Below are 23,071 nucleotides of genomic sequence, written 5' to 3' on the forward strand. Positions count from 1 at the left end.
CGTAACCGACTCGGCGGTCACGAAATCACCCTCGATCCGGGGCCGTCGCTACCGAATTGTCGCATTAGTCGCTTCGGCTAACCGCCGCTCAGACAATTAACCGACCGCACTCGGCGGCCGGGCGACTCCCGACGGTGACACGACGGGTCGGCATGCTCCCGCACACGCTGTCCGTCCCGTTCACCCGGACGGGTTACCCACTGCCCCGGGTGGCACACACCGGGCCGCCCCGGCTGGGCTCACACCGGCGACCCTAGCCCCGCCCGGTTACGCTTCGCGACCCCTCAACCGACGGATCAGGGGTGGGTCAGAACCTGTCGCTGGGGCGGTACGTGCCCCAGACCTGGCGCAGGGTGCCGCAGACCTCGCCGACGGTGGCCCGGGACCGCAGCGCCTCCTTCATCGGGTGCAGCACGTTCGCCGTGCCCTCGGCGGCGGCGCGCAGCTCGCCCAGCGCCCGCTCGACGGCGGCGTTGTCCCGCTCGACCCGCAGCTTCGCCAGCCGCTCGGCCTGGGCCGCCTCGATCGTCGGGTCCACCCGCAGCGGCTCGTACGGCTCGTCGGTGTCGACCGTGAACCGGTTGAGGCCCACCACCACCCGCTCGCCCGAGTCGATCTCCTGGGCCATCTGGTATGCCGACTGCTCGATCTCCCGCTTCTGGAAGCCCGCCTCGATGGCGTCGACCACCGAACCGTGGTCGGCCACCCGCTCCATCAGCTCCACCACCGCCGCCTCGATCTCGGCGGTCATCGCCTCCACCACGTACGACCCGGCGAACGGGTCGACGGTGGCGGTCAGGTCCGTCTCGTACGCGAGGACCTGCTGGGTGCGCAGCGCCAGCCGGGCGGCCTTCTCGGTGGGCAGCGCGATGGCCTCGTCGAAGCTGTTCGTGTGCAGCGACTGGGTGCCGCCGAGCACCGCGCCCAGCCCCTGGATCGCCACCCGGACCAGGTTCACCTCGGGCTGCTGGGCGGTGAGCTGCACGCCCGCCGTCTGGGTGTGGAAGCGCAGCATCATCGACTTCGGGTTCTTCGCGCCGAACTCGTCGCGCATGAGCCGGGCCCAGATCCGCCGGGCGGCGCGGAACTTCGCGACCTCCTCCAGCAGGGTGGTGCGGGCGACGAAGAAGAACGACAGCCGGGGCGCGAAGTCGTCCACGGCCAGCCCGGCGGCGAGCGCCGCCCGGACGTACTCGACGCCGTTGGCCAGGGTGAACGCGATCTCCTGCGCGGGCGTCGCGCCGGCCTCGGCCATGTGGTAGCCGGAGATGGAGATCGTGTTCCACTTCGGCACCTCCGCCCGGCAGTAGGCGAACGTGTCGGCGACCAGCCGCAGCGACGGCTTCGGCGGGAAGATGTACGTCCCCCGGGCGATGTACTCCTTCAGGATGTCGTTCTGGATCGTGCCGTTGAGCGCCGCGCCCGGCACCCCGGCCTCCTCGGCGACGAGCTGGTAGAGCAGGAGCAGCACCGACCCGGGCGCGTTGATCGTCATCGAGGTGGACACCTTGTCCAGCGGGATTCCGTCGAACAGCAGCCGCATGTCCTCGATCGAGTCGATCGCGACACCGACCTTGCCGACCTCGCCGTGGGCGATCGGGTCGTCCGAGTCGTACCCCATCTGGGTGGGCAGGTCGAACGCGACGGACAGGCCCATGGTGCCGGCGCGCAGGAGCTGGTGGTAGCGCGCGTTGCTCTCGGTGGCGGTGCCGAAGCCGGCGTACTGTCGCATCGTCCACGGTCGGGAGGTGTACATGGTGGAGTAGACCCCACGGGTGTACGGGAACTCCCCCGGCCCGCCCAGCCGGTCGGGCAGGTCTTCTGGCAGGTCCGCCTGGGTGTAGACACCCTTGATCGGGAAGCCGGACTCGCTCGACCGCGGTTCGCTCATCCCCGGATGGTAGGACGTGCCGCCGCGCCGGAGGGTGAGGGATTCCGCACACCGGACCCCTGTCTTTCCCGGCGCCCCCGAGGGTGAACACCTGGCCACGTAGGGTCCGGTTCGGTAAACGTCCGTCGCGTCGGGTTTCGCATCGGGCGTCGGAACCAGCAAGATAGGGGTGTTGTGTCCCAGCCCCCTCGATTTCCCCCGGTGGCTTTTCTGTGACTCAGATCCCGACGTGGAGCGGCGGACCAGTCAGCCCACCCCACGGACGTGCGGCAGCCGGCACCACCATCGGTGACCGATACTCCCTCCGGTCCGCGGTGGGCAACGGCGGCATGGGCACGGTCTGGCGTGCCACAGACACCCTGTTGCGGCGCGACGTGGCGGTGAAGGAGGTCGTCCTCCCGCCGGGCCTGGCCCCGAGCGACCGCGACGCCATGTACGAACGCACGCTGCGCGAGGCCCGCGCGGCGGCGGCCATCCAGCACCCGGCCGTCGTCCAGGTGTACGACGTGGTCACCGAGGGTGGCCGCCCCTGGATCGTGATGGAGCTGCTGGACGCCCGCAGCCTCGCCGACATGGTGATCGAGGACGGGCCCGTGGCCCCCCGCGCGGTCGCCAAGATCGGCATCGCCCTGCTCGGCGCGCTGGAGGTGGCCCACGCGATCGGGGTGCTGCACCGCGACGTCAAGCCGGCCAACGTGCTGATCTGCACCGACGGCCGGTGCGTGCTCACCGACTTCGGCGTGGCCAAGCTCCCCACCGACGTGCAGCTCACCACGCCGGGGATGGTGCTCGGCTCGCCGCACTTCATCTCGCCCGAGCGGGCCATGGGTCAGGATTTCGGCCCGCCGAGCGACCTGTTCTCCCTCGGCGTGACCCTCTACACGGCGGTGGAGGGCCGGCCCCCGTTCGACAAGGGCGACCCGATCGAGACCATGCACGCCGTGGTCGAGGACCCGCCGGCCACACCGCAGCGCAGCGGCCCGCTGACCCGGGTGCTGATGGGGCTGCTGGAGAAGGACCCGGCCCGCCGCCTCGACGTGCACACCGCCCGCGCGATGCTGCGCGAGCTGCTCGCCGGCCCGCTGACCAGCACCGCCACCGCCGTCAACTCGGTCACCGACCCGTACGCGGTGGTGCCGGTCAAGCCGCGCCCGCCCGTCGTCACGCCGCCGCCCGCCGAGGAGCCGAAGCCCAGCGGGCAGATCGGCGGCCGGGCGATGCTCGCCCCCGGCGAGTCGCTGACCGACCGGCTGGCCGCGCTGCGCCGGGGCGAGAAGGGCAAGAACAAGAAGAAGACCGCCGCCGCCGCGAGCGCCGCCGCGCTGGACGACACCAGCGCCGACGCGCTCGCCGGCCCGCTGCACACCCCCACCGGTGCGATGCCCGCGCCGCCCCCGCCGCCGGCCGGCCGCACGTACGGCGGCCCGCCTGCGGCGACCCAGCGGGTCGACGCGGGCGCCGCGCCGGAGGCCACCCAGCGGATGACGTACGGCGGCTCGTCCGACGCCACCCAGCGCGTGCCCCAGGGCGGCGGCTCGCCCGACGCCACGCAACGGGTCTCCGGCCTCGGCGCCTCGCCCGACGCGACGCAACGGGTCTCCGGCTTCGGCGGGGGTGCGGCCGACGCGACGCAGCAGGTGCCCGGCTTCCGCGGCGGCTCGCCGGACGCCACCCAGCAGGTGCCGTTCGGGCCCCGACCGGACGCGACGCAGCGGGTCACCTACGGCAGCCAGCCCGACGCCACCCAGCCGGTCCCCGGCTTCGGCGGCTCCCCCGACGCCACCCAGCGCGTCGGCGGTGGCGCGTACGGCGGCGGCCAGTGGTCGGTGCCCGGCACCGGCCAGCCGTGGACCGCCCCGGCCGCCGGCGCGCCCGCCCCGGCCACCGGCGGCGGAGCAGCCGGCCGCCTCGTCGCCACCGTCAAGGGCTGGCCGCGCAGGACGCAGCTCGCCGCGGCCGGCGGCCTCGCCGTGCTGCTGCTGGTCGCCGTGTTCGCCTTCACCGGTGGCGACGACCCGGAGTCGCCGGCCACCCCGCAGGGGCAGCCGAGCGCGGGTGCGCCTGCCGGTCCCGGGGTGGAGATGCAGGAGCAGTCGGCCAAGGGCGTCACCGTGCAGGTGCCGAAGGGCTGGGAGCGCCGCAGCGCCGACGGGGCCGTGTGGGTCGACTACGTCGACCCGGAGGACAACGGCCGCAAGGTGCGCATCCTCTCCGAACGGTGGAGCACCTCGTCGATGCGCTGGGCCGAGTCCGCCGCGAACGGCCTGCGCAGCCGGTCGGCCTCCTGCCAGAAGCCGTACAACCAGGTGTCGATGACCGAGCAGGAGCTCGACGGCAAGGCGGCGGCGGAGTTCGAATACACGTGCGGCGAGGGCGACAGCAAGCGGCACGGGGTGTGGCGCGGGGTGGTGCACGAGGGCAAGGTCTACTCGTTCTACCTCTCCTCGACCGACGCCCGGTTCGCCGAGAGCAAGCCGATCTTCGACCAGATGGTGGCCTCGTTCAAGCTCGGCGGCGGCAGCAACTGACCCCGACGGGGCGACCCGACACCGGCCGGGCCCGGGCCGACGCGACACCGGCCCGGCCGGGCCGACGCGACGTGGTGATCCGCCGCCGTGCTATCAAGAGCCATGGCGGCGGAACCCACTGACCTTGACGAGACCCGCGACCGCGACGACGCACGCGGGCTCGACGACCTTCGCGACCAGGCCCGGCGGTGGCTTGACGACGACCCCGACCCGGCCAGCCGCGACGAGCTGCAGGCCGTGCTCGACGGGCTGCCGGCGAGCGCGCCCGAGCTGGCCGACCGGTTCGCCGGGCCGCTGACCTTCGGCACCGCCGGGCTGCGCGGCCCGCTGCGCGCCGGCCCCAACGGGATGAACCTCGCCGTCGTCACCCAGGCCGCCGCCGGGCTCGTCGCCTGGCTCGCCGCCCAGGACGCCACCGGCCCGCTGGTCATCGGGTACGACGCCCGGCACGGCTCGCGGGAGTTCGCCGAGCGCACCGCCCAGGTCGCCACCGGCGCGGGCCGCGCCGCCCTGCTGCTGCCCCGCCCGCTGCCCACCCCCGTGCTCGCGTACGCGGTGCGGCAGCTCGACGCGGCGGCCGGCGTGATGGTGACCGCCAGCCACAACCCGCCGCAGGACAACGGCTACAAGGTCTACCTCGGCGCGCAGCTCGGCGGCGAGCTGGGCGCGGGGGCGCAGATCGTGGCGCCCGCCGACACCGGCATCGAGGCCGCCATCCGGGCGGTCGGTCCCCTCGCCGACGTGCCGCTGGGCCCGGCCGGTCAGGTCGTCGGCGACGACCTCGTCGTCTCGTACGTCGACCGGGCCGCCGCCGTGGTCGAGCCGGCGGGAGCCCGGCGGCTGAAGGTGGCCTACACGCCGCTGCACGGCGTCGGCGCGGCCGTGCTGACCGCCGCCTTCGCCCGCGCCGCCTTCGGCATCCCCGGCGTGGTGCCCGACCAGGCCGTGCCGGACCCGGACTTCCCCACCGTCAGCTTCCCCAACCCGGAGGAGCCGGGGGCGATCGACCGCCTCGTCGGCCTCGCCCGGCGCACCGACGCCGACCTGGCCATCGCCAACGACCCCGACGCGGACCGCTGCGCGGTCGCCGTCCGCGACGGGGGTGCGGCGGGCCCTGCCGGCCCGGCGACCGTTGCCGGCCCCGCGGGCGCGAACGGGGGCGGCGGCTGGCGGATGCTGCGCGGCGACGAGGTGGGCGCACTGCTCGCCGACCACCTCATGCGCCGGGGCGTGCAGGGTCTCTACGCCACCACCATCGTGTCGTCGTCCCTGCTGCGGGCCATGTGCGCCGCCCGGGGCCTGCCGTACGACGAGACGCTCACCGGGTTCAAGTGGATCGTCCGGGCAGGCGGCGGTTCCGCGCCCCTCGTCTACGGCTACGAGGAGGCGCTGGGCTACTGCGTCGCCCCGGACCACGTACGCGACAAGGACGGCATCACCGCCGCGCTGACCGTCGCCGAGCTGGCCGCCGGCCTGAAGGCGCAGGGGCGCACCCTGACCGACCGGCTCGACGAGCTGGCCGCCGAGTTCGGCGTGCACCACACCGACCAGCTCTCGGTGCGGGTCGACGACCTGCGGATCATCGCCGACACGATGGCCCGGGTGCGGGCGGCCATCCCGACGACGCTGCTCGGGCAGCCGGTGACCGAGGCGCGGGACCTGCTCCCCGAGGCGGACGTGGTGATCCTGCGCAACGAGGCGGCCCGGGTGGTGATCCGCCCGTCGGGCACCGAGCCGAAGCTGAAGGCGTACCTGGAGGTGGTGGAGCCGGTCGCGGACGGCGACGTGCCGGCGGCCCGCAGCCGCGCGGCGACGGCGCTGGCGGCCCTCCGCACGGAGATCGCCGCCGCCCTCGGCGTGTAAGGCCGCACGCCCGCCCCCTCCGGCGTCCTGACCGGCACCCGCGGCCGGGCCGGGCCCGCCGCAACTCGGTGATCAAGAGGTTTGCGTCATCGTCGAGGCCGACGATGACGCATTTCTCTTGATCACCGAGGCTGGGTGGGTGGGTTTGTGCCTTAGGCGCGCTTGCCGAGGGCGGCGTCGACCGCCTGGCCTAGGGCGGTGACGACCAGGGCCACCGAGGGGCGCACCACCGAGTCGTCCAGGCTGACGGTGCCGGAGAAGCCGGCCCCGCCCGCGATCTCCTCCAGCCGCCGCCGGGCATCGACGGCGGCGTCGCCGGTCAGGCCGAGCGCCGGCTCCATCCGCAGCACGGCGACCAGGGTGGCCAGCGCCGCCGTCGCCTCGTCGGGGAGCTGGCCGCCGGCCAGCGCCTCGGCGAGCCGCCGCCGGGTGTCCTCCTCCACCGTGGCGTCCGCCGTCGGGTAACGGTGCACGTGGATGAAGCCCAGCTCCGTCTCCTCGACGTCGCGCACCACGCCCTGGGCGACCAGGGTCGCCAGGATCCGGTCGCGCAGGCCGTGCCGCAGCCGCTGCACCCAAGACGACGGCGTGTGCGGGGTGTCGGCGGCCATCCGGCCCAGGACCTCGTCCAGGATCGGCTCGCCGGTGGGCGCCGGGTCCGTGACCACCAGGTTCCCGTCGGCGTACGCGATCCGGCCGGCGAGGGCCAGCTCGATCAGTACGGCGGCGGCCATCCCGAGGTCGAGGCTGATCCGCGGCATGGTCGCCTTGCCGGATTCATCGTCGTACGCGAGGAGCAGCAACTCCTCGGCCAGCGCAACACCAGTCATCGTGTTCCTTCCGTGGATGTTCCTGCCGTTATGGCAGGGAGGAATCGGAACCCCTGCGGCGCAGGGCGGGAAAGCCGGTCCGCCGCCAAGGGCGGTAGGCGTCGTCCCGCGCGCCACCGTGAGGCCCACTCATGGAACGACTACTCTGCAAGTCGTGACCAGGGCGGTGAAGCGGGCGTTCACCTACCGCTTCTACCCGACAGAGGGGCAGGCGGCGGAGCTTACCCGGACGTTCGGGTGCGTCAGGTTGGTCTACAACATGGCGTTGCGGGTCCGCAGCGAGGCGTGGGCCCTGCGCCGGGAACGGGTCGGATATCAGGCCACGTCGGCGTTGCTGACCGGGTGGAAGAAGACCGAGGAGTTGGTATTCCTCAACGAGGTTTCGTCGGTGCCGTTGCAGCAGGCGTTGCGGCATCTGCAAGTCGCTTTCACGAACTTTTTCGCCCGGCGCGCTGGATACCCGCGCTTCAAGAGCCGGAAGAAGTCCCGCCGGTCGGCGGAGTACACCCGCAGCGCATTCCGCTATCGGCACGGCCGGCTGACGCTGGCCAAGATGTCCGAGCCGTTGAACGTGGTGTGGTCGCGCCCGCTGCCTGAGGGTGCCTGCCCGTCGACCGTGACGGTGTCGCAGGATGCGGCGGGACGGTGGTTCGTATCCCTGCTCTGCGAAGACCTGATCGCACCCCGGACGGCGCCTGGCGAGGCGGTGGGGGTGGACGCCGGCCTGGACAGCCTGCTCACCCTCTCCACCGGGGAAAAGATCACCAACCCGCGACACGAACGCACCGACCGGACCCGCCTGACGCGCGCCCATCGCAACCTTGCCCGGAAAGAGAAGGGCTCCGCGAACCGGGCCAAGGCTCGCCTCCATCTTGCCAAGGTGCACGCGCGCATCGCGGACCGCCGCCGCGATCACCTGCACAAGCTGACCACTCGACTCGTTCGTGAAACCCAAACGATCGTGATCGAGGACTTGACCGTAAGAAACCTGACCAGGAACCACCGGCTGGCCCGGGCAATCAGCGACGCGGCTTGGCGGCAGTTCCGCACCCTGCTGGAGTACAAAGCCGACTGGTACGGCCGCAAGTTGATCGTAGTTGACCGCTGGTTCCCGTCGTCCAAGCTCTGCTGCGCCTGCGGTGCCCTCGCCGAGAAGATGCCGCTGAACATCCGCGAGTGGACCTGCCGGTGTGGGGTGCTCCACGACCGCGACGTGAACGCCGCACGCAACATCCTGGCCGCCGGGCTGGCGGTGACAGCCTGTGGAGCTGACGTAAGACCTCAACGGGAGGCCCCCTCTCGAACGAGGCAGTCGGCAGCGAAGCAGGAAACCCAGCGGGCGACCGCTGGAATCCTCTGCCTATAGGCAGAGGAGGATGTCAAGGCCCGAGACGGTAGCGCCTCAGCGCACCCCTGCGCGCCCCATGAGCACACTCCTCCGGTGAGCGCACCCGCCCGACGGGCCCACTCGCGCCGGCGAGAAGGGGACCCTTCTATACCGCAGGCGTTAATAAGGGGCCCTTCCTTACGCCTCAGAAGCGGGGCATGCCGCCGAACTGGCGGTCGCCGGCGTCGCCGAGGCCCGGGACGATGAACATCTTGTCGTTGAGCCCCTCGTCGATCGAGGCGGTGACCAGGCGCAGCGGCAGGCCGGACTCCTCCAGCCGCCGGATGCCGACCGGTGCGGCGAGCACGCAGAGGACGGTGATGTCGGTGCAGCCCCGGTCGGCGAGCAGCCGGCAGCAGTGCTCCAGGGAGCCGCCGGTGGCGAGCATCGGGTCGAGGACGAGCACGGGCAGGCCGGCGAGGTCGCGGGGCAGCGACTCCATGTAGGCGCGCGGCTCGTACGTCTCCTCGTCGCGCGCGAGGCCGACGAAGCCCATGGACGACTCGGGGAGCAGCCCGAGCGCGGCGTCGGCCATGCCGAGGCCGGCCCGCAGCACGGGCACGAGCAGCGGCGGGTTGGCGAGCCGGGTGCCCTCGGCGCCGGTGACGGGGGTCTGCACCGGGTACTTCTCGACGGGGAAGGAGCGGGCGGCCTCGTACACGAGCATGGTGGTGAGCTCGTGCAGCGCGGCCCGGAAGGAGGAGGAGTCGGTGCGCGCGTCCCGCATGGCGGTCAGCCGCGACTGGGCGAGCGGGTGATCGATGACGTGTACGTCCACGATCGGTCAACCTACCGAACGGTCGGGTCCCGGGACATGGGGAGCGACGCCGCTCACCTCCACGGCCGACAGGGCGATCACGTGACCAAGATCACGGGGCGCGCGGGTGCGTAGACTTCCGGGCATGACGGCGACAGCGACGTCGGCCCGGTCGGACCTCTCCGAGCTGGGACGATCCGAGACCGCTCTGCGGACCTTCCTGCACGGCCTGCCGGGCGTGGACCAGGTCGGCGCGGAGCAGCGGGCGGCCCAGCTCGGCACCCGCTCCATCAAGACCACGGCCAAGGCCCAGGCGATCGACCTGGCCATCCGGATGGTCGACCTGACCACCCTCGAAGGGGCCGACACCCCCGGCAAGGTGCGGGCGCTCGCGGCCAAGGCGCTGCGCCCCGACCCGGCCGACCCGTCCTGCCCGCACGTCGGCGCGGTCTGCGTCTACCCGGCGATGGTCCCGCACGTGGCCGAGGTGCTGCGCGGAAGCGGCGTGCACCTGGCCAGCGTGGCGACGGCGTTCCCGTCCGGGCAGGCGCCGCTGGAGGTCAAGCTCGCCGACACCCGGGCGGCCGTGGCGGCCGGCGCGGACGAGATCGACATGGTGATCAACCGGGGCGCGTTCCTGGCCGGGCGTTACCAGGAGGTCTACGACGAGATCGTGGCCACCAAGCAGGCGTGCGGGGACGCCCACCTGAAGGTGATCCTGGAGACCGGCGAGCTGGCCACCTACGACAACGTGCGCCGGGCGTCCTGGCTGGCGATGCTGGCCGGCGGCGACTTCATCAAGACCTCCACGGGCAAGGTGCCGGTCGCGGCCACCCTGCCGGTGACCCTGGTGATGCTGGAGGCGGTCCGCGACTTCCGCGCCGCCACGGGGCGGCAGGTCGGCGTGAAGCCGGCCGGCGGGATCAAGACCACCAAGGACGCGATCAAGTACCTGGTCATGGTCAACGAGACCGTCGGCGGCGACTGGCTGGACCCGGACTGGTTCCGGTTCGGCGCGTCCAGCCTGCTCAACGACCTGCTCATGCAGCGCACCAAGCTGACGACCGGCGTCTACTCCGGTCCCGACTACTTCACTCTGGACTGAGCGTGATCTTCGAATACGCCCCTGCGCCCGAGTCGCGCGCGATCGTCGACCTCAGGCCGTCCTACGGTCTGTTCATCGACGGCGAGTTCGTCGCCGGCGAGGATCTCCACAAGACGGTCAACCCGGCCACCGAGGAGGTGCTCGCCGAGGTCGTCTGGGCCGGCGGGGCCGAGGTGGACCGCGCGGTCCGCGCCGCCCGCACCGCGTACGAGAAGGTGTGGGGCCCGATGCCGGGCCGGGACCGGGCCAAGTACCTGTTCCGGATCGCCCGGCTCATCCAGGAGCGCTCCCGCGAGCTGGCCGTGCTGGAGTCCCTCGACAACGGCAAGCCGATCCGGGAGTCCCGGGACGTCGACCTGCCGCTGGTCGCCGCGCACTTCTTCTACTACGCGGGCTGGGCCGACAAGCTGTCCCACGCCGGGTTCGGCCCCGACCCGAAGCCGCTGGGCGTGGCCGCGCAGGTCATCCCGTGGAACTTCCCGCTGCTCATGCTGGCCTGGAAGATCGCCCCGGCGCTGGCCGCCGGCAACACGGTGGTGCTCAAGCCGGCGGAGACCACCCCGCTGACCGCGCTGCTGTTCGCCGAGATCTGCCAGCAGGCCGACCTGCCGGCCGGCGTGGTCAACATCGTCACCGGCGCGGGCGACACCGGCCGGGCGCTGGTGGAGCACCCGGGCGTGGACAAGGTCGCCTTCACCGGCTCGACCGAGGTCGGCAAGGCCATCGCCCGGTCGGTCGCGGGCACCCGCAAGAAGGTGACGCTGGAGCTGGGTGGCAAGGCCGCCAACATCGTCTTCGACGACGCGCCGGTCGACCAGGCGGTCGAGGGGATCGTCAACGGCATCTTCTTCAACCAGGGGCACGTGTGCTGCGCCGGGTCGCGGCTGCTGGTGCAGGAATCGGTCGCCGAGCAGGTGCTGGAGTCGCTGAAGCGCCGGATGGCACTGCTGCGGGTCGGCGACCCGCTGGACAAGAACACCGACATCGGCGCGATCAACTCGGCCGAGCAGCTCGCCCGCATCCGCGAGCTGTCCGACGCGGGCGCGGCCGAGGGGGCGCAGCGCTGGTCGCCGCCGTGTGAGCTGCCCGAGCGCGGGTTCTGGTTCGCGCCGACGATCTTCACGGGGGTCACCCAGGCGCACCGGGTCGCCCGGGAGGAGATCTTCGGGCCGGTGCTGTCCGTGCTGACGTTCCGCACCCCGGCCGAGGCCGTCGAGAAGGCCAACAACACGCCGTACGGGCTGTCGGCCGGGATCTGGACCGACAAGGGTTCGCGGATCCTGTGGATGGCCGACCGGCTGCGCGCCGGGGTGGTGTGGGCCAACACGTTCAACAAGTTCGACCCGACCTCGCCGTTCGGGGGCTACAAGGAGTCGGGCTACGGTCGCGAGGGCGGCCGGCACGGGCTGGAGGGGTACCTCGATGTCTGAGCGGGTCGCGGTGCGCAAGACGTACAAGCTCTTCATCGGCGGGAAGTTCCCGCGCAGCGAGTCGGGACGGTCGTATCTCGTGCAGGACTCCAACGTGTCGCTGGCCTCCCGTAAGGATGCACGGGACGCCGTCGTGGCGGCCCGCGCCGCCGTGAAGGGGTGGGCCGGGGCGACCGCGTACAACCGGGGTCAGATCCTCTACCGGGTCGCCGAGATGCTGGAGGGCCGCCGCGAGCAGTTCGTGGCCCTGGGCGTGCCGGCCGACGAGGTCGACGCGGCGATCGACCGCTGGGTCTGGTACGCGGGCTGGTCCGACAAGCTCCCCCAGGTGTACGGCGGCGCGAACCCCGTCGCCGGGCCGTACTTCAACCTGTCGGCGCCCGAGCCGACGGGCGTGGTGGCCGTGGTGGCCCCCGCGTCCCCGGCGCTGCTCGGCCTGGTCAGCGTGATCGCCCCGGCGATCGTCACCGGCAACACGGTGGTGGTGGCCGCGTCGCCGACGCAGCCGCTGGCGGCGGTGACCCTGGCCGAGGTGCTGGCCACCTCCGACCTGCCGGGCGGGGTGGTGAACATCCTCACCGGCGCGCTCACCGAGACCGTGCCGACGCTGGCCGCGCACATGGACGTCAACGCGATCGACCTGACCGGGGTGGGCGACGCCGCGCTCGCCGCCGACCTGGAGGTCAGGGCGGCGGAGAACCTGAAGCGGGTGCTCCGGCCGGCCCCGGCTGACCACGACTGGCACGCCGACCCGGGCGTCACGCGGATGACGACGCTGCTGGAGACGAAGACGGTCTGGCACCCCAAGGGGGTCTAGCGTTCCGGCCTTGGGGTTTTCGGGGGGAGCCCGCCCGCTCCGGGCGGTCAGGCTTGATCCCTCCGCGGGCGGGCTCCCCCCGAAAACCTGACCCCGGCCGAGCCGCGGGTGAGTTCCGGCTCAGGTGTGCTGCCGTGGGAGGGGTCTACTACGGGGGGTAGGATTCATGTCGTGACGCGGTTGGGTGATCTTGAGCGAGCGGTGATGGACGTGCTGTGGGACACCGTCCCGGGCACGTCGGACGGGGTGACCGTGCGCGAGGTCGCCGAGGCCCTCGACGGCCGCGAGTTGGCGTACACGACGGTGATGACCGTGCTGGACCGGCTCGCCGGCAAGGGCATGGTGCGCCGCCAGCGGGAGGGGCGGGCCTGGCGCTACCAGGCCGCGGCCAGCCGCGAGGCGCACATCGCCCAGCTCATGCTCGACGCGTTGGACCTCGGCGGCAGCCGGGACGCCGCGCTGGTGCGCTTCGCCCGGTCGGTGACCGGCACCGAGGCCGAGGTGCTGCGCGCCGCCCTCGGTGCGGAGGCGGGCGCCCCGTCGACCGAGCGCACCGGCGCGGAGCCGCTGACCGGCCGGGCCGACGGGCCGCGTGCCGACCGGGCCGGGCGGCCGGCCCTCGCCGACGAGGCGACGGACCGGTAGGGCCGGCGTCATGGCGTACGCCGTGCACTTCGCCGCCACGGTCCTGGCCTGCTATCTGACCGCGCAGGTCCTGGCGGCGTCGACCTGGACGTGGCGGGCCCCCCGCGTGGCGATCGTCTGCTGGCAGGCGGTCGGGCTGGCGCTGGGGCTCTCCGCGATGGGCCTGCCGATGGCACTCGGCGTGGCCCCGTACGACCGGCCGACCGGGAGCGCGCTGCTCGCCCTCGCCGACGACTTGGCCCACGGCACCCTGCCGGCCGGCGTGGGGGCGGTGCACCTCGGCCTCGTCGGGGTCGGGTTCGGCATCGGGGCGGTGCTGCTCGGCACGACCGTACGCAGCGTGCACGCCACCGTCCGGGCGCAGCGGCGGCACCGGGACCTGCTCGCCCTGGTGGCCCGGCGGGACCCGGAGGTGCCGGGGGCGCTGGTGCTGGACCATCCGAGCGCGGCGGCGTACTGCCTGCCGGGGGTGAAGCCCCGCGTGGTGGTGAGCGCCGGGGCGCTCAGCATGCTCGACCGGGCCGAGTTGGCGGCGGTGCTGACCCACGAGCGGGCGCACGCCCAGGAGCGCCACGACCTGGTGCTGCTGCCGTTCACCGCGCTGTGCCGGGCGCTGCCCTGGTTCGGGTGGGTACGCGACGCACACGAGCGGGTCGCCCTGCTGGTCGAGATGCGCGCCGACGACAAGGCCCGCGAGCTGCACGCCGAGGCTCCCCTGGCGGGGGCGCTGCGTCGCTTCGCGGCGGCCGGCCACCGCATCGTCCCGGCCGGCACGCTCGGCCTCGGCGACCGGGACCTGGACGTGCGGGTCCAGCGGCTGCTGGTCGCCGACCGGCCACCCCGGCTGCTCGGGGCCGCCGCGCTGACGGTGGCGGCCACCCTGGTCTCGCTGCCGGTCTCCCTCTTCCTGAGCTGACTCCTCGCCTCCCGCCAGGCTGACTCTCGCCTCCCGCCGGACTGACGCCCGCCCGCCGGACTGACCCCCCGCCGGCCTCGCCCGGCCCTGCCCGGCCTTGCCCGACCCGGCCGCGCCCGGCCGTGATCGACTCCACGTCGGCGACATGGGGGCATCTGGCTCTCGGGATACCCCCATGTCGCCGACATCGCCGGCGCGCCAAGCGCGGCGGCGCGGGTCGGCCCGCGTCCCCCGTTGCCGGATCGCCGACATGCGGGCCAATACGTAGCGAGGCTATGTGTAGGCTCGCTACCACAAGAAAGCCTACCCTCGGAGGGCGGTCATGGATCCCCTGCTCCTCGCCCGACTCCAGTTCGCCACCACCACCTCGCTGCACTTCCTCTTCGTCGTCGTCACGCTCGGGCTGGTCACCCTGCTCGTCGGGCTCCAGACGACCTGGGCGGTCACCGGCAACCCCGCCTACGAGCGGCTGACCCGGTTCTGGGGCCAGCTCTACGTGATCAACTACGTGCTGGGCATCGGCACCGGCCTGCTGATGGAGTTCCAGTTCGGGCTGAACTGGAGCGGCCTGTCGCGCTACGTCGGCAACGTCTTCGGCGCCCCGCTGGCGATCGAGACCCTGGTCGCGTTCTTCCTGGAGTCCACGTTCCTCGGAATGTGGATCTTCGGCTGGCACCGGCTGCGCCGGGGCGTACACCTGGCACTGCTGTGGGGCGTGGCCCTGACCGCGTACGCCTCCGCGTTCTGGATCATGGTGGCGAACGCCTGGCTCCAGCACCCGGTCGGCTACGAGGTGCGCGACGGGGTGGCCCACCTGACCGACTTCGGCGCGCTGCTGACCAACCCCACCCTCGGCCTGGCCTTCGGGCACGTGGTCGCCGCCGCCCTGCTCACCGGCGGGATGCTGATGGCGGCCGTGAGCGCCTGGCACCTCATCCGGCGCACCCCGGACCACGCGCTGTTCCGCGCCTCGCTGCGAATCGGCCTGGTCACCGCGGCCGTCTCGATCAGCCTCGTGCAGGGGTTCGGCTTCGCCCAGTTCGGGCCCGTCGGGCAGGCCCAGCCCACCAAGTTCGGCGGCGGCGCGCAGCGCGACGTCCTGGTCGCCGAGTGGACGGCCCGGTTCGGGCCCGGCGACTACGCCCCGCCCGTGCTGGCCGACGTCGGGCTCGGCTTCATGATCCTCATCGGGTTCCTGCTCGGCGGCCTGTGGCTGCTGCTCCCCCTGCTCTGGCGGGACTGGGCCATCCGGCTGCGGTTCCCCCTCTGGCTGGTGCTGCTGGCGCTGCCACTGCCCTTCGTCGCGGTGGTCCTCGGCTGGATCGCCCGCGAGGTGGGCCGCCAGCCCTGGGTCGCGTACGGGCTGCTCCCCACCGAGCGGGCCGTCTCCCCGGTCGCGCCCGGGGTGATGCTCGCCTCGCTGATCGGCTTCACCGTGCTGCTCGGCGGGCTCGCCGTCGCCAACTGGGTGCTGTTCGCCCGGCACGCCGCCCGGGGCGCCGCCGACCCCGCCCTCGGCCGCCGGCCCGGCCCGGCGGCCGACGACCCCCGTCCCGTCCCCGTCCTCGGCTGAGGAGGCCACCCGTGGAAATCGCCTGGTACGCCCTGCTCGGGCTCTTCCTCGCCGGCTACCTGGTCCTCGCCGGCTACGACTACGGCGTCGGCCTGCTGCTGGCCCGGGGCGCGCCGCCGGCCCACCGCCGGGCGGCCCTCACCGCCGTCGGCCCGTTCTTCCTCGGCAACGAGGTCTGGCTGGTGGCGACCGCCGGCATCCTGTTCGGCGCGTTCCCCGCCCTGGAGGGGGAACTGCTGTCCGGCTTCTACCCCGTCGTGGCCACCGCGCTGGGCGGGACGATCACGGTGACCGTCGGCGTGCAACTGCGCAGCCGCCCGACCGGCGAGCCGTCCCGCGCCGCCTGGGACCGGCTGGTGGCCGCCGGGAGCCTGGCCGCCGCGTTCGGCTGGGGCGCGCTGCTCGCCGGGCTGCTGCAGGGCGTGCCGCTGGCCGCCGACGGGCACGTCACGGGCGTCGGGCACGCGGTCACCCCGTTCACGGCCCTCGCCGGGCTGGCGATGGTGGCCCTGATGGCGGCGCACGGTGCGACGTTTCTCACGCTCCGGCTGCCGGCCGAGGCCGCCGGGCCGCTGACCCGTACCGCCCGCCGGCTGGTCGCGGCGGCGCTCGCCGCGGTCGCCCTGGCCGCAGTCGCGGGCCTGCTCTCCGATCGGGTACGCGCCGCGACACAGCGCCCGCTGCCGGCCGTACTGCTGCCGTTGGTGCTGGTGGCGGCGCTGCTGGCGGCCCGGGCGGCGCTCGGGCGACGGCGGCCCGGGGTGGCCTTCGCCGCCACCTCGGCGGCGCTGGCCCTGCCGGTGGCCGGGGTCGGCGCGGCACTCTGGCCCTACGCGCTGGTCTCCACCGTCGCACCGGCGGCGTCACTCAGCGTGGCGGACGCGGCGGCCAGCGGGCCGACGCTGACGCTGCTGGGTTGGCTGGTGCTGCCGCTCCTGCCGGCCCTACTAGGCTTCCAGGCGATGTGCTGGTGGGTGTTCCGGGGACGGACCGACGGCAGGACACCGGTGTACTGGTGAACCGCCGTCCCTTCGACCCGCGTCTGCTGCGTCGGGTCCCCGCGGCCCGGCGCGACCTCGCCGTGCTCGCGGTCCTCGGCGGGCTCACGGCGCTGCTGGTCGTGGGGCAGGCCACCGCCCTGGCCACGGTGCTGGCCACCGCGCTCGACGGGCGGCTGGCCCGGCCGGCGCTCGCCGGGTTCCTGGTCGCCGTGGCGGGGCGGGCGCTGGTCGCCTGGGCGCAGGGCACGGTGGCGGCGCGGGCCGCCGCGACGGTCAAGGCCGCGCTGCGGGCCGACCTGCTCGCCGCCGTCGGCCGGCACGGGCCCGGCTGGGTCGCCGGGCAGCGGGCCGGGCAGCTCGCCACGCTGGCCGGGCGCGGGCTGGACGCCCTGGACGCGTACTTCACCGGCTACCTGCCGCAGCTCGTGCTGAGTGTCACCGTGCCGGTGGCCGTGCTGGCCCGGATCACCTTCGCCGACTGGGGCTCGGCCGTCATCATCGCGCTGACCCTGCCGCTGATTCCGGTCTTCGGGGCGCTGCTCGGCTGGCAGGCGCAGGCCGCCACCGAGCGGCAGTGGCGGCGGCTGTCCACGCTGGGCGGGCACTTCCTCGACATGGTCGCCGGGCTGCCCACGCTGCGCGCGTTCGGCCGGGCCCGCAGCCAGGTCGAGGTGGTCCGCCGGATGGCCGACGGGCACCGGGCCGCGACGATGCGGACGCTGCGGATCGCGTTCCTGTCCGCGCTGGTGCTGGAGCTGGTCGCCACGCTGTCGGTGGCGCTGGTCGCGGTGCCGGTCGGCATCCGGCTGCTCGGCGGCGGGATCACGCTCTCCACCGCGCTGCTGGTGCTGCTGCTCACCCCGGAGGCGTACCTCCCGCTGCGGGCCGCCGGCAGCCGGTTCCACGCCAGCATGGAGGGGCTCACCGCGCTGGACGAGGCGCTGACCCTCTCCGCCACCGACCCGAGCGCCCCCGCCGGGCCCACGGACGCCGCGACGCCCGCCGGGGCGCGGCCCGCCCCCGACGGGCGCGGCGAGATCCGGTTCGAGGGCGTGACCGTCGCGTACGAGCGGACCGTGGCGCTGCGGGACGTCACGCTGACGATCCGGCCCGGCGAGCGGATCGCCATCGTCGGGCCGAGCGGGGCGGGCAAGAGCACCCTGCTCAACCTGCTGCTCGGCTTCGTCGCCCCGACGTCCGGCCGGGTCACCGTCGGCGGCGTCGACCTGGCCGGCGCGGACCCCGACGGGTGGCGGCGCCAGGTCGCCTGGGTTCCGCAGCGGGCCCACCTCTTCGCCGCCCCGCTCGCCGACAACATCCGGCTCGGCGCACCCGGCACACCCGACGCCGCGCTCGCCGCCGCGGTCACCGCCGCCGCGCTGGACGAGGTCGTTGCCGCCCTGCCCGACGGGCTCGACACCGTCCTCGGCGAGCGCGGGCACGGCCTGTCCAGCGGCCAGCGGCAGCGGGTCGCGCTGGCGCGGGCGTTCCTGCGGGACGCGCCGGTGGTGCTGCTGGACGAGCCGACCGCGCGCCTGGACACCGCCAGCGAGGCCGGGGTGCTGGCCGCCACCCGCCGGCTCGTCGCCGGGCGGACCGCCCTGCTGGTGGCCCACCGTCCGGCGCTGCTCGCCGACGCCGACCGGATCCTGCGGATCGACGACGGCCGGGTCACCGAGCTGACCCCCGCCCCGACGGCTCCCGCAGCGGGGGTGGCTGCCGCGTCGGCCGCTCCCGGCTCCGGTGCCGGAGTGGCCACCGCGCCGGCCGGAGAGGAGGGGGCCCGGTGAACAGCGGGAGCAGCCGGGCCGCCGAGCGGGCCGTGCTGCGGCTGGCCCGGCCGTACCTGGGCCGGCTGGTCGGCGCGGGGCTGCTCGCCGCCGCCACCGAGTTCGCCGGGCTGGCCCTGATGGCCACCGCCACCTGGCTGCTGATGAGCGCCGCCGGCCGGCCGCCGCTGGACCGGCTCACCGTGGCGATCGTCGCGGTGCGGGCGCTGGCGATCAGCCGGGGCGTGTTCCGCTACACCGAGCGCCTCGCCGGACACGACGCCGTGCTGCGGATGGTCACCGACGTGCGGGCCGGGGTCTTCGCCGCCCTGGCCGCCCGGCGCGACGCCGCCCGGCAGCGCACCGGGGACGCCCTGAGCCGGCTCGTGTCCGACGTGGAGGCCGTGCAGGACCTGCTGCTGCGGGTGCTCGTCCCGGGGGCCGCCGCCGCGACGGTCAGCGTGCTGGCCGTGGCCGGGGCCGCCGCCGTGTCGCTGCCCGCCGCCGGGGTGCTGGCGCTCGGCCTGCTCGTCGCCGGGGTCGCCCTGCCGCTCGCGGCCACCGCGCTGACCCGGCACGCCGCCGACCAGGTGGCCCCGCTGCGCGGCGCCCTCGCCACGGACGCCGTGGACCTGACCCACGGCGCGGCCGACCTGGCCGCGTTCGGGGCCACCGGGCACGCGCTGGACGCCGCCGCCGACCGGGCCCGCCGGCTGGCCCGCCTGGAGCGGCGGCTCGCCGCGACCGGCTTCGCCGTGGACGCCGCCGGGGTGCTGGTCGCCGGTGCTACCGCCGGCGCGGTGGTGGTCACCGCGCTGCGCGGCGGCGTCGGCGGGGTGCTGGTCGGCGTGCTGGCGGTGGGCTCCCTGGCCGCCGTCGAGGTGGCGCTCGCGCTGGTCGGGGCCGCCCGGCAGCGCACCCAACTGCGGGCGGGGCTGGTCCGGGTGGCCGCCCTGCTGACCGCCCCGGCGGCCGACGCTGCTGCTGCCGGGGCCGCTGCCGACGCCGGGGCCGGGGTCGGGGTCGGGGCCGAGGTGGGGGCCGCTCGGGCCGCCGGGGTCACCGCCGTCGTCCCGGGCTCGCACGACGTGCGCTTCGACGAGGTCACCGTGCGGTACCGGGCCGGCGCCGCCCCGGCCCTCGACCGGTTCACCCTGGATCTGCCGGCCGGGCGCCGGATCGCCGTGGTCGGGCCCAGCGGCGCCGGCAAGAGCACCCTCGCCGCCGTCCTCACCGGCTCGGTGGGCCCGGCGGAGGGCCGGGTCACCCTCGACGGGGTCGACCTGTCGGCGTACCCGGCCGAGGAGCTGCCCCGGGCGGTCGGTGGCCTGCTCGCCGAGGCGTACGTCTTCCACGCCACGGTCCGGGAGAACCTGCTGCTCGGCCGGCCCGCCGCCGACGAGGCCGAGCTGGCCGCCGCGGCCCAGGCGGCCGGGCTGCTGGACTGGGTGCGCGCCCAGCCGGCCGGCTGGGACACGGTGGTCGGCGAGGAGGGCGGTCAGCTCTCCGGCGGCCAGCGGCAGCGCCTCGCGCTGGCCCGGGCGCTGCTCGCCGCGCCCGGGGTGCTGGTGCTCGACGAGCCGACCGAGGGGCTCGACCCGGCCACCGCCGACGCGGTGCTCGCCTCGGCGCTGGCGGCGACCCCCGCCGGGCACTCGGTGCTGCTGATCAGCCACCGGCTCAGCGGGCTCGCCGACCTCGACGAGATCGTGGTGCTCGACACCGGCCGGGTGGTCCAGCGCGGCCGGCACGACGAGCTGGTCGCCGCGCCGGGCTGGTACCGGGACCAGTGGCTGCTCCAGGAGGCGGCCGAGCGCGGGTACCTGGCCCTGACGCCCCGCCCCTGAGCCGGCCTCCGGGATTCCCCCGGACGCGCCGCCCGCCGCCGCGTGGCAGGCTCGGTCGCATGGCGCGCGGCGACGACGTACTCGTGGAGGAGCGGCTGCGCGAGCTGGGCGACCGGCTGCACGGCCCGGCGCGGCTGAAGGCCGACCTGCTCACCGAGGCCCGCCACGCGTTGCAGGACGCCGTCGAGGCGTACCGGGACGGGGGTCTGCCGGCGGCGGAGGCCGCGCGGCGGGCGGTGGCCGAGTTCGGCGAGCCGGCCCGGCTCGCCCCGGCGTACCAGGCGGAGCTGGCCACCGGGTCGCTGCGCGGCCTGTCCCTGCGGGTGCTCGCGGTCGCCGGCGTGCTGGTCGTCGCAGGCGACCTGACCTGGCAGGGGTCGAGCTGGAGCGGCGGGCCCGGCCCACCGGTGGCCTACCGCCTGCTGTCGGGCGCGGTGAACGGCATCTGGCTGGGCGCGGCCGTGCTGGCGGTGGCGGGGCTGACGGTGGTCGCCGCGTCGGCCCGGTCGGCGCACCCGGCGCTGCCCCGCCTCACCCGGCTGACCGGCTTCGCGCTCACCGCCGCGCTCGTCCTCGGCGCGGCCAGCGGCGCGGCCCTGTACGGCTGGTCCGTCGGGCTGTGGGAGGCGGCCCGCACCTGGCCACCGATGCTGGTCGGCGCGCTGGCCAGCGGCGCGGGGTTCCTGTGGATCGGCCGGGCGGCCCGGTCCTGGCTGCTCGCGACCCGCCGCCGGCCGGCCGAACCGGCATAGGGTGCGCCCGAGCCGGCCCGCCGACCCGCCGACCCGGCGTGGGTCCGACGCTCCGCCGGAGTCGGCCGCGCCCGGACGCACCACGTCCCACGCACCCACGTCCCCGTTCGTCACTCCCCGCAACGGAGACGCCCAGCACCACCACGCCCACTTCACCCCTTTGCTCTGCACCCACATACGCAACACCTGACGTAGGGTGACCACACGTCGACCCGCCCGACACCGTCGACTCCACATCCGTGCAGCCCAGCCGGGTGTTGCGCGGATGGGTGCAGAGCAAAGGGAAGACGAGTCGTCATGCCGGGCAGGCCGACCGCCACGCGGAGTGACGCACGCTCTACCGCACCGACGATGGCCGCCGCCATGACAGAAAGTGACATGAGTGCAGCCAAGCCGAGGGCGGGCCGCAAGCCCGGGGCGCAGGCCCGGGACGCGGGCGTAGGGGCCGCCGGCGGGCGCGGGCAGCCGGGCGGGCGGGGGCAGCCGGGCGGGGTCAGGCCGGCGCGGGCGGGGTGTCGCCGAGGAACTGGCCGACGGTCGCGCTGAACTCCCGCCAGCCGGCCCGCTCACCGGCGAGGGCCCGACGGCCCGAGTCGGTCAGCTCGTAGGTGCGGCGCTCCCGGCCGTTGACGGTGCTCCAACTGCTGGCCACGTGCCCCGCCCGCTCCAGTCGGCGCAGCGCCGGGTAGATCGTCCCGGTGGGCAGGTCGAGGGCGCCCTCGCTGCGGGCGCGCAGCGCCTCGATGATGGCGTAGCCGTGCAGGGCCCCCCGCTCCAGCACCGCGAGCAGCAGCGCGTCGAGGTGTCCGTGCAGCGCCTGGGCCTTCATAGGTAGCAAGACTACGTGTGGGCCACGCGGGCCGCCACCGGGGTGCGGGCATCGGCCTCCCGGAGTCGCCCACTAGGGTATGTGCCCAGAGTCACTCGACGGCCGGAGACGCCGCCGGGTGGGCAGCCCGAAGCACACGGAGGTCAGCGTGGCCCGCCAGTCGCCCCAACGGCCCGACGCCGACGAGCCCGAGCTCGACGAGACCGACGGCACCCTCGAAGAGATCGACGAGGACGCCGAGCGCCCGTCGGCGCGCGAAGCCGACCGCGTGCTCTGGGACGAGCTGCGGATCGACCCGGTCGAGATCGCCCTGCCCGCCGGCACCGGCTTCACGCTGCGGGCGTACCGGCCGGCGCGGGAGCTGACCCCGACCGACGTCGCCGAGCGCGACCAGGACGACCCGTTCCTGGCCCGCAGGCAGGCGGTCGAGACCGACGACGAGGACGACGAGGTCGTCATCCTCGACGAGGAACTGGCCGCCGAGTTCGCCGAGGCAGAGGCCGAGGAGGCCGAGGAGGCGGACGGGAAGTCCCGCCGCCGCAAGCCGACCGCCGACGCGGCTGACGCCGACACCGCTGACGCGGACGCGGACGCGACGGAGGAGTCGGACGCCGACGACGCCGAAGACGAGGCGGGCGACGAGGAGGTGCCGGTCTTCCTCAGCCACCGCGGCAAGTTGCTGCTGTTCAAGACGCCGGAGTCCCTCGTCAGCTTCGTCAGGTCCGGCGCGCCCAACGACATGTCTCAACTGGACAGCTGGAATGAACTGTCCGAACGGGTGGAACCGGCCGACATCGTCCCGCTCGACGAGGACACCTACGAGCTCGACCTGGTCGTGGAGAACCTGCGGGGCGGGCACGACACCTGGGACTCGACCCTCCTGATCGAGGCCGGCGAGGTGGCCCGGGACATCGCGTACGCGCTGCGGCTGCCCGCGGTGCTGGACATGCTCTCCGCCGGCTCCAGCCTCGACGACCTGGACGAGGCGCTGCGCGCCACCGCCAACGGCGGGATCGGGGGCTTCCTCGGCCGGCGTCGGCTGAAGAAGATCGGCGCGCAGACGGCGAGTCTCGGGTGGCGCACCATTGTCGGCAAGATCTCTGCAGTCGTGGACTGGCGCGACTGACGCGT

At 74.5% G+C, this 23,071-nt stretch carries 18 protein-coding genes; 14 read left to right on the forward strand and 4 right to left on the reverse strand.

Translation table 11 applies throughout. The features are described from left to right. Positions 1-307: 307 nt before the first annotated feature. Entirely contained in the window at positions 308-1,891 is a 1,584-nt protein-coding gene (locus ACVMYR_RS10505) for an acyl-CoA mutase large subunit family protein (RefSeq protein WP_077936105.1), read from the reverse strand. Between the two features lie 212 nt (positions 1,892-2,103). Here ACVMYR_RS10505 and ACVMYR_RS10510 point away from each other — a divergent pair, with 212 nt between their 5' ends. Then, a complete protein-coding gene (locus ACVMYR_RS10510) occupies positions 2,104-4,419 on the forward strand; it encodes a serine/threonine-protein kinase (protein ID WP_457121689.1) in 2,316 nt (771 codons plus the stop codon). Positions 4,420-4,521: 102 nt separating this feature from the next. Next, a complete protein-coding gene (locus ACVMYR_RS10515; RefSeq protein ID WP_457121690.1) occupies positions 4,522-6,282 on the forward strand; it encodes a phospho-sugar mutase in 1,761 nt (586 codons plus the stop codon). Positions 6,283-6,434: 152 nt separating this feature from the next. Here the strand turns inward: ACVMYR_RS10515 and ACVMYR_RS10520 are convergent, their stop codons facing one another. After that, positions 6,435-7,112, reverse strand: a complete 678-nt coding sequence (locus ACVMYR_RS10520) for a GOLPH3/VPS74 family protein (protein WP_457121691.1) — start codon at positions 7,110-7,112, stop codon at positions 6,435-6,437. 154 nt (positions 7,113-7,266) lie between these two features. Here ACVMYR_RS10520 and ACVMYR_RS10525 point away from each other — a divergent pair, with 154 nt between their 5' ends. Continuing rightward, complete coding sequence (locus ACVMYR_RS10525) at positions 7,267-8,478, forward strand: RNA-guided endonuclease InsQ/TnpB family protein (RefSeq protein WP_077936099.1); 1,212 nt, start codon at positions 7,267-7,269, stop codon at positions 8,476-8,478. Positions 8,479-8,644: 166 nt separating this feature from the next. Here the strand turns inward: ACVMYR_RS10525 and upp are convergent, their stop codons facing one another. Next, positions 8,645-9,277: a uracil phosphoribosyltransferase gene (gene upp / locus ACVMYR_RS10530; RefSeq protein WP_043961846.1), complete on the reverse strand. Its 633-nt coding sequence runs from the start codon at positions 9,275-9,277 to the stop codon at positions 8,645-8,647. Between the two features lie 124 nt (positions 9,278-9,401). Between upp and deoC the strand changes: the two genes are divergently transcribed. From deoC to ACVMYR_RS10580, 10 genes are all read left to right on the forward strand, one after another. After that, a complete protein-coding gene (deoC, locus tag ACVMYR_RS10535; protein ID WP_091279031.1) occupies positions 9,402-10,361 on the forward strand; it encodes a deoxyribose-phosphate aldolase in 960 nt (319 codons plus the stop codon). A 5-nt stretch (positions 10,362-10,366) separates the two neighbouring features. Next, complete coding sequence (locus ACVMYR_RS10540; RefSeq protein WP_077936102.1) at positions 10,367-11,791, forward strand: aldehyde dehydrogenase family protein; 1,425 nt, start codon at positions 10,367-10,369, stop codon at positions 11,789-11,791. Beyond that, on the forward strand, positions 11,784-12,608 hold the full coding sequence (locus tag ACVMYR_RS10545) for an aldehyde dehydrogenase family protein (protein ID WP_091279028.1): 825 nt from the start codon (positions 11,784-11,786) through the stop codon (positions 12,606-12,608). Before ACVMYR_RS10540 ends, ACVMYR_RS10545 begins: the two co-directional genes overlap by 8 nt. A gap of 171 nt (positions 12,609-12,779) precedes the next feature. Beyond that, positions 12,780-13,253, forward strand: coding sequence for a BlaI/MecI/CopY family transcriptional regulator (locus tag ACVMYR_RS10550; RefSeq protein WP_457121692.1), 474 nt, complete (start codon positions 12,780-12,782; stop codon positions 13,251-13,253). 10 nt (positions 13,254-13,263) lie between these two features. After that, positions 13,264-14,169 carry a M56 family metallopeptidase gene (locus ACVMYR_RS10555; protein ID WP_457121693.1) on the forward strand — a complete coding sequence of 302 codons (906 nt, stop codon included), beginning with the start codon at positions 13,264-13,266 and terminating at the stop codon, positions 14,167-14,169. A 322-nt stretch (positions 14,170-14,491) separates the two neighbouring features. Next, positions 14,492-15,742, forward strand: a complete 1,251-nt coding sequence (locus tag ACVMYR_RS10560) for a cytochrome ubiquinol oxidase subunit I (protein ID WP_457121694.1) — start codon at positions 14,492-14,494, stop codon at positions 15,740-15,742. Positions 15,743-15,753: 11 nt separating this feature from the next. Beyond that, positions 15,754-16,761, forward strand: a complete 1,008-nt coding sequence (locus tag ACVMYR_RS10565) for a cytochrome d ubiquinol oxidase subunit II (protein ID WP_457121695.1) — start codon at positions 15,754-15,756, stop codon at positions 16,759-16,761. Continuing rightward, positions 16,758-18,533, forward strand: a complete 1,776-nt coding sequence (cydD, locus tag ACVMYR_RS10570; protein WP_457121696.1) for a thiol reductant ABC exporter subunit CydD — start codon at positions 16,758-16,760, stop codon at positions 18,531-18,533. The genes ACVMYR_RS10565 and cydD overlap by 4 nt, the downstream gene beginning before the upstream one ends. After that, positions 18,530-20,359 (forward strand): thiol reductant ABC exporter subunit CydC, encoded by a 1,830-nt coding sequence (gene cydC / locus ACVMYR_RS10575; protein ID WP_457121697.1) that lies wholly within the window; start codon positions 18,530-18,532, stop codon positions 20,357-20,359. The genes cydD and cydC overlap by 4 nt, the downstream gene beginning before the upstream one ends. Positions 20,360-20,418: 59 nt before the next feature. Beyond that, on the forward strand, positions 20,419-21,111 hold the full coding sequence (locus ACVMYR_RS10580) for a permease prefix domain 1-containing protein (RefSeq protein ID WP_457121698.1): 693 nt from the start codon (positions 20,419-20,421) through the stop codon (positions 21,109-21,111). Between the two features lie 493 nt (positions 21,112-21,604). Here the strand turns inward: ACVMYR_RS10580 and ACVMYR_RS10585 are convergent, their stop codons facing one another. Next, positions 21,605-21,940 (reverse strand): PadR family transcriptional regulator, encoded by a 336-nt coding sequence (locus tag ACVMYR_RS10585; protein ID WP_077936089.1) that lies wholly within the window; start codon positions 21,938-21,940, stop codon positions 21,605-21,607. A gap of 118 nt (positions 21,941-22,058) precedes the next feature. Here ACVMYR_RS10585 and ACVMYR_RS10590 point away from each other — a divergent pair, with 118 nt between their 5' ends. Beyond that, positions 22,059-23,066: a DNA primase gene (locus ACVMYR_RS10590; protein WP_457121699.1), complete on the forward strand. Its 1,008-nt coding sequence runs from the start codon at positions 22,059-22,061 to the stop codon at positions 23,064-23,066. Positions 23,067-23,071 lie beyond the last annotated feature (5 nt).

This window comes from Micromonospora sp. PTRAS2, assembly GCF_054052245.1.

Coding starts and splice junctions, on each gene's coding strand:
- deoC (WP_091279031.1), top strand. CDS start 9,402: ATGACGGCGACAGCGACGTCGGCCCGGTCGGACCTCTCCGAGCTGGGA.
- ACVMYR_RS10520 (WP_457121691.1), bottom strand. CDS start 7,112: ATGACTGGTGTTGCGCTGGCCGAGGAGTTGCTGCTCCTCGCGTACGAC.
- ACVMYR_RS10580 (WP_457121698.1), top strand. CDS start 20,419: ATGGCGCGCGGCGACGACGTACTCGTGGAGGAGCGGCTGCGCGAGCTG.
- ACVMYR_RS10555 (WP_457121693.1), top strand. CDS start 13,264: ATGGCGTACGCCGTGCACTTCGCCGCCACGGTCCTGGCCTGCTATCTG.
- ACVMYR_RS10545 (WP_091279028.1), top strand. CDS start 11,784: ATGTCTGAGCGGGTCGCGGTGCGCAAGACGTACAAGCTCTTCATCGGC.
- ACVMYR_RS10585 (WP_077936089.1), bottom strand. CDS start 21,940: ATGAAGGCCCAGGCGCTGCACGGACACCTCGACGCGCTGCTGCTCGCG.
- ACVMYR_RS10515 (WP_457121690.1), top strand. CDS start 4,522: ATGGCGGCGGAACCCACTGACCTTGACGAGACCCGCGACCGCGACGAC.
- ACVMYR_RS10560 (WP_457121694.1), top strand. CDS start 14,492: ATGGATCCCCTGCTCCTCGCCCGACTCCAGTTCGCCACCACCACCTCG.
- ACVMYR_RS10505 (WP_077936105.1), bottom strand. CDS start 1,891: ATGAGCGAACCGCGGTCGAGCGAGTCCGGCTTCCCGATCAAGGGTGTC.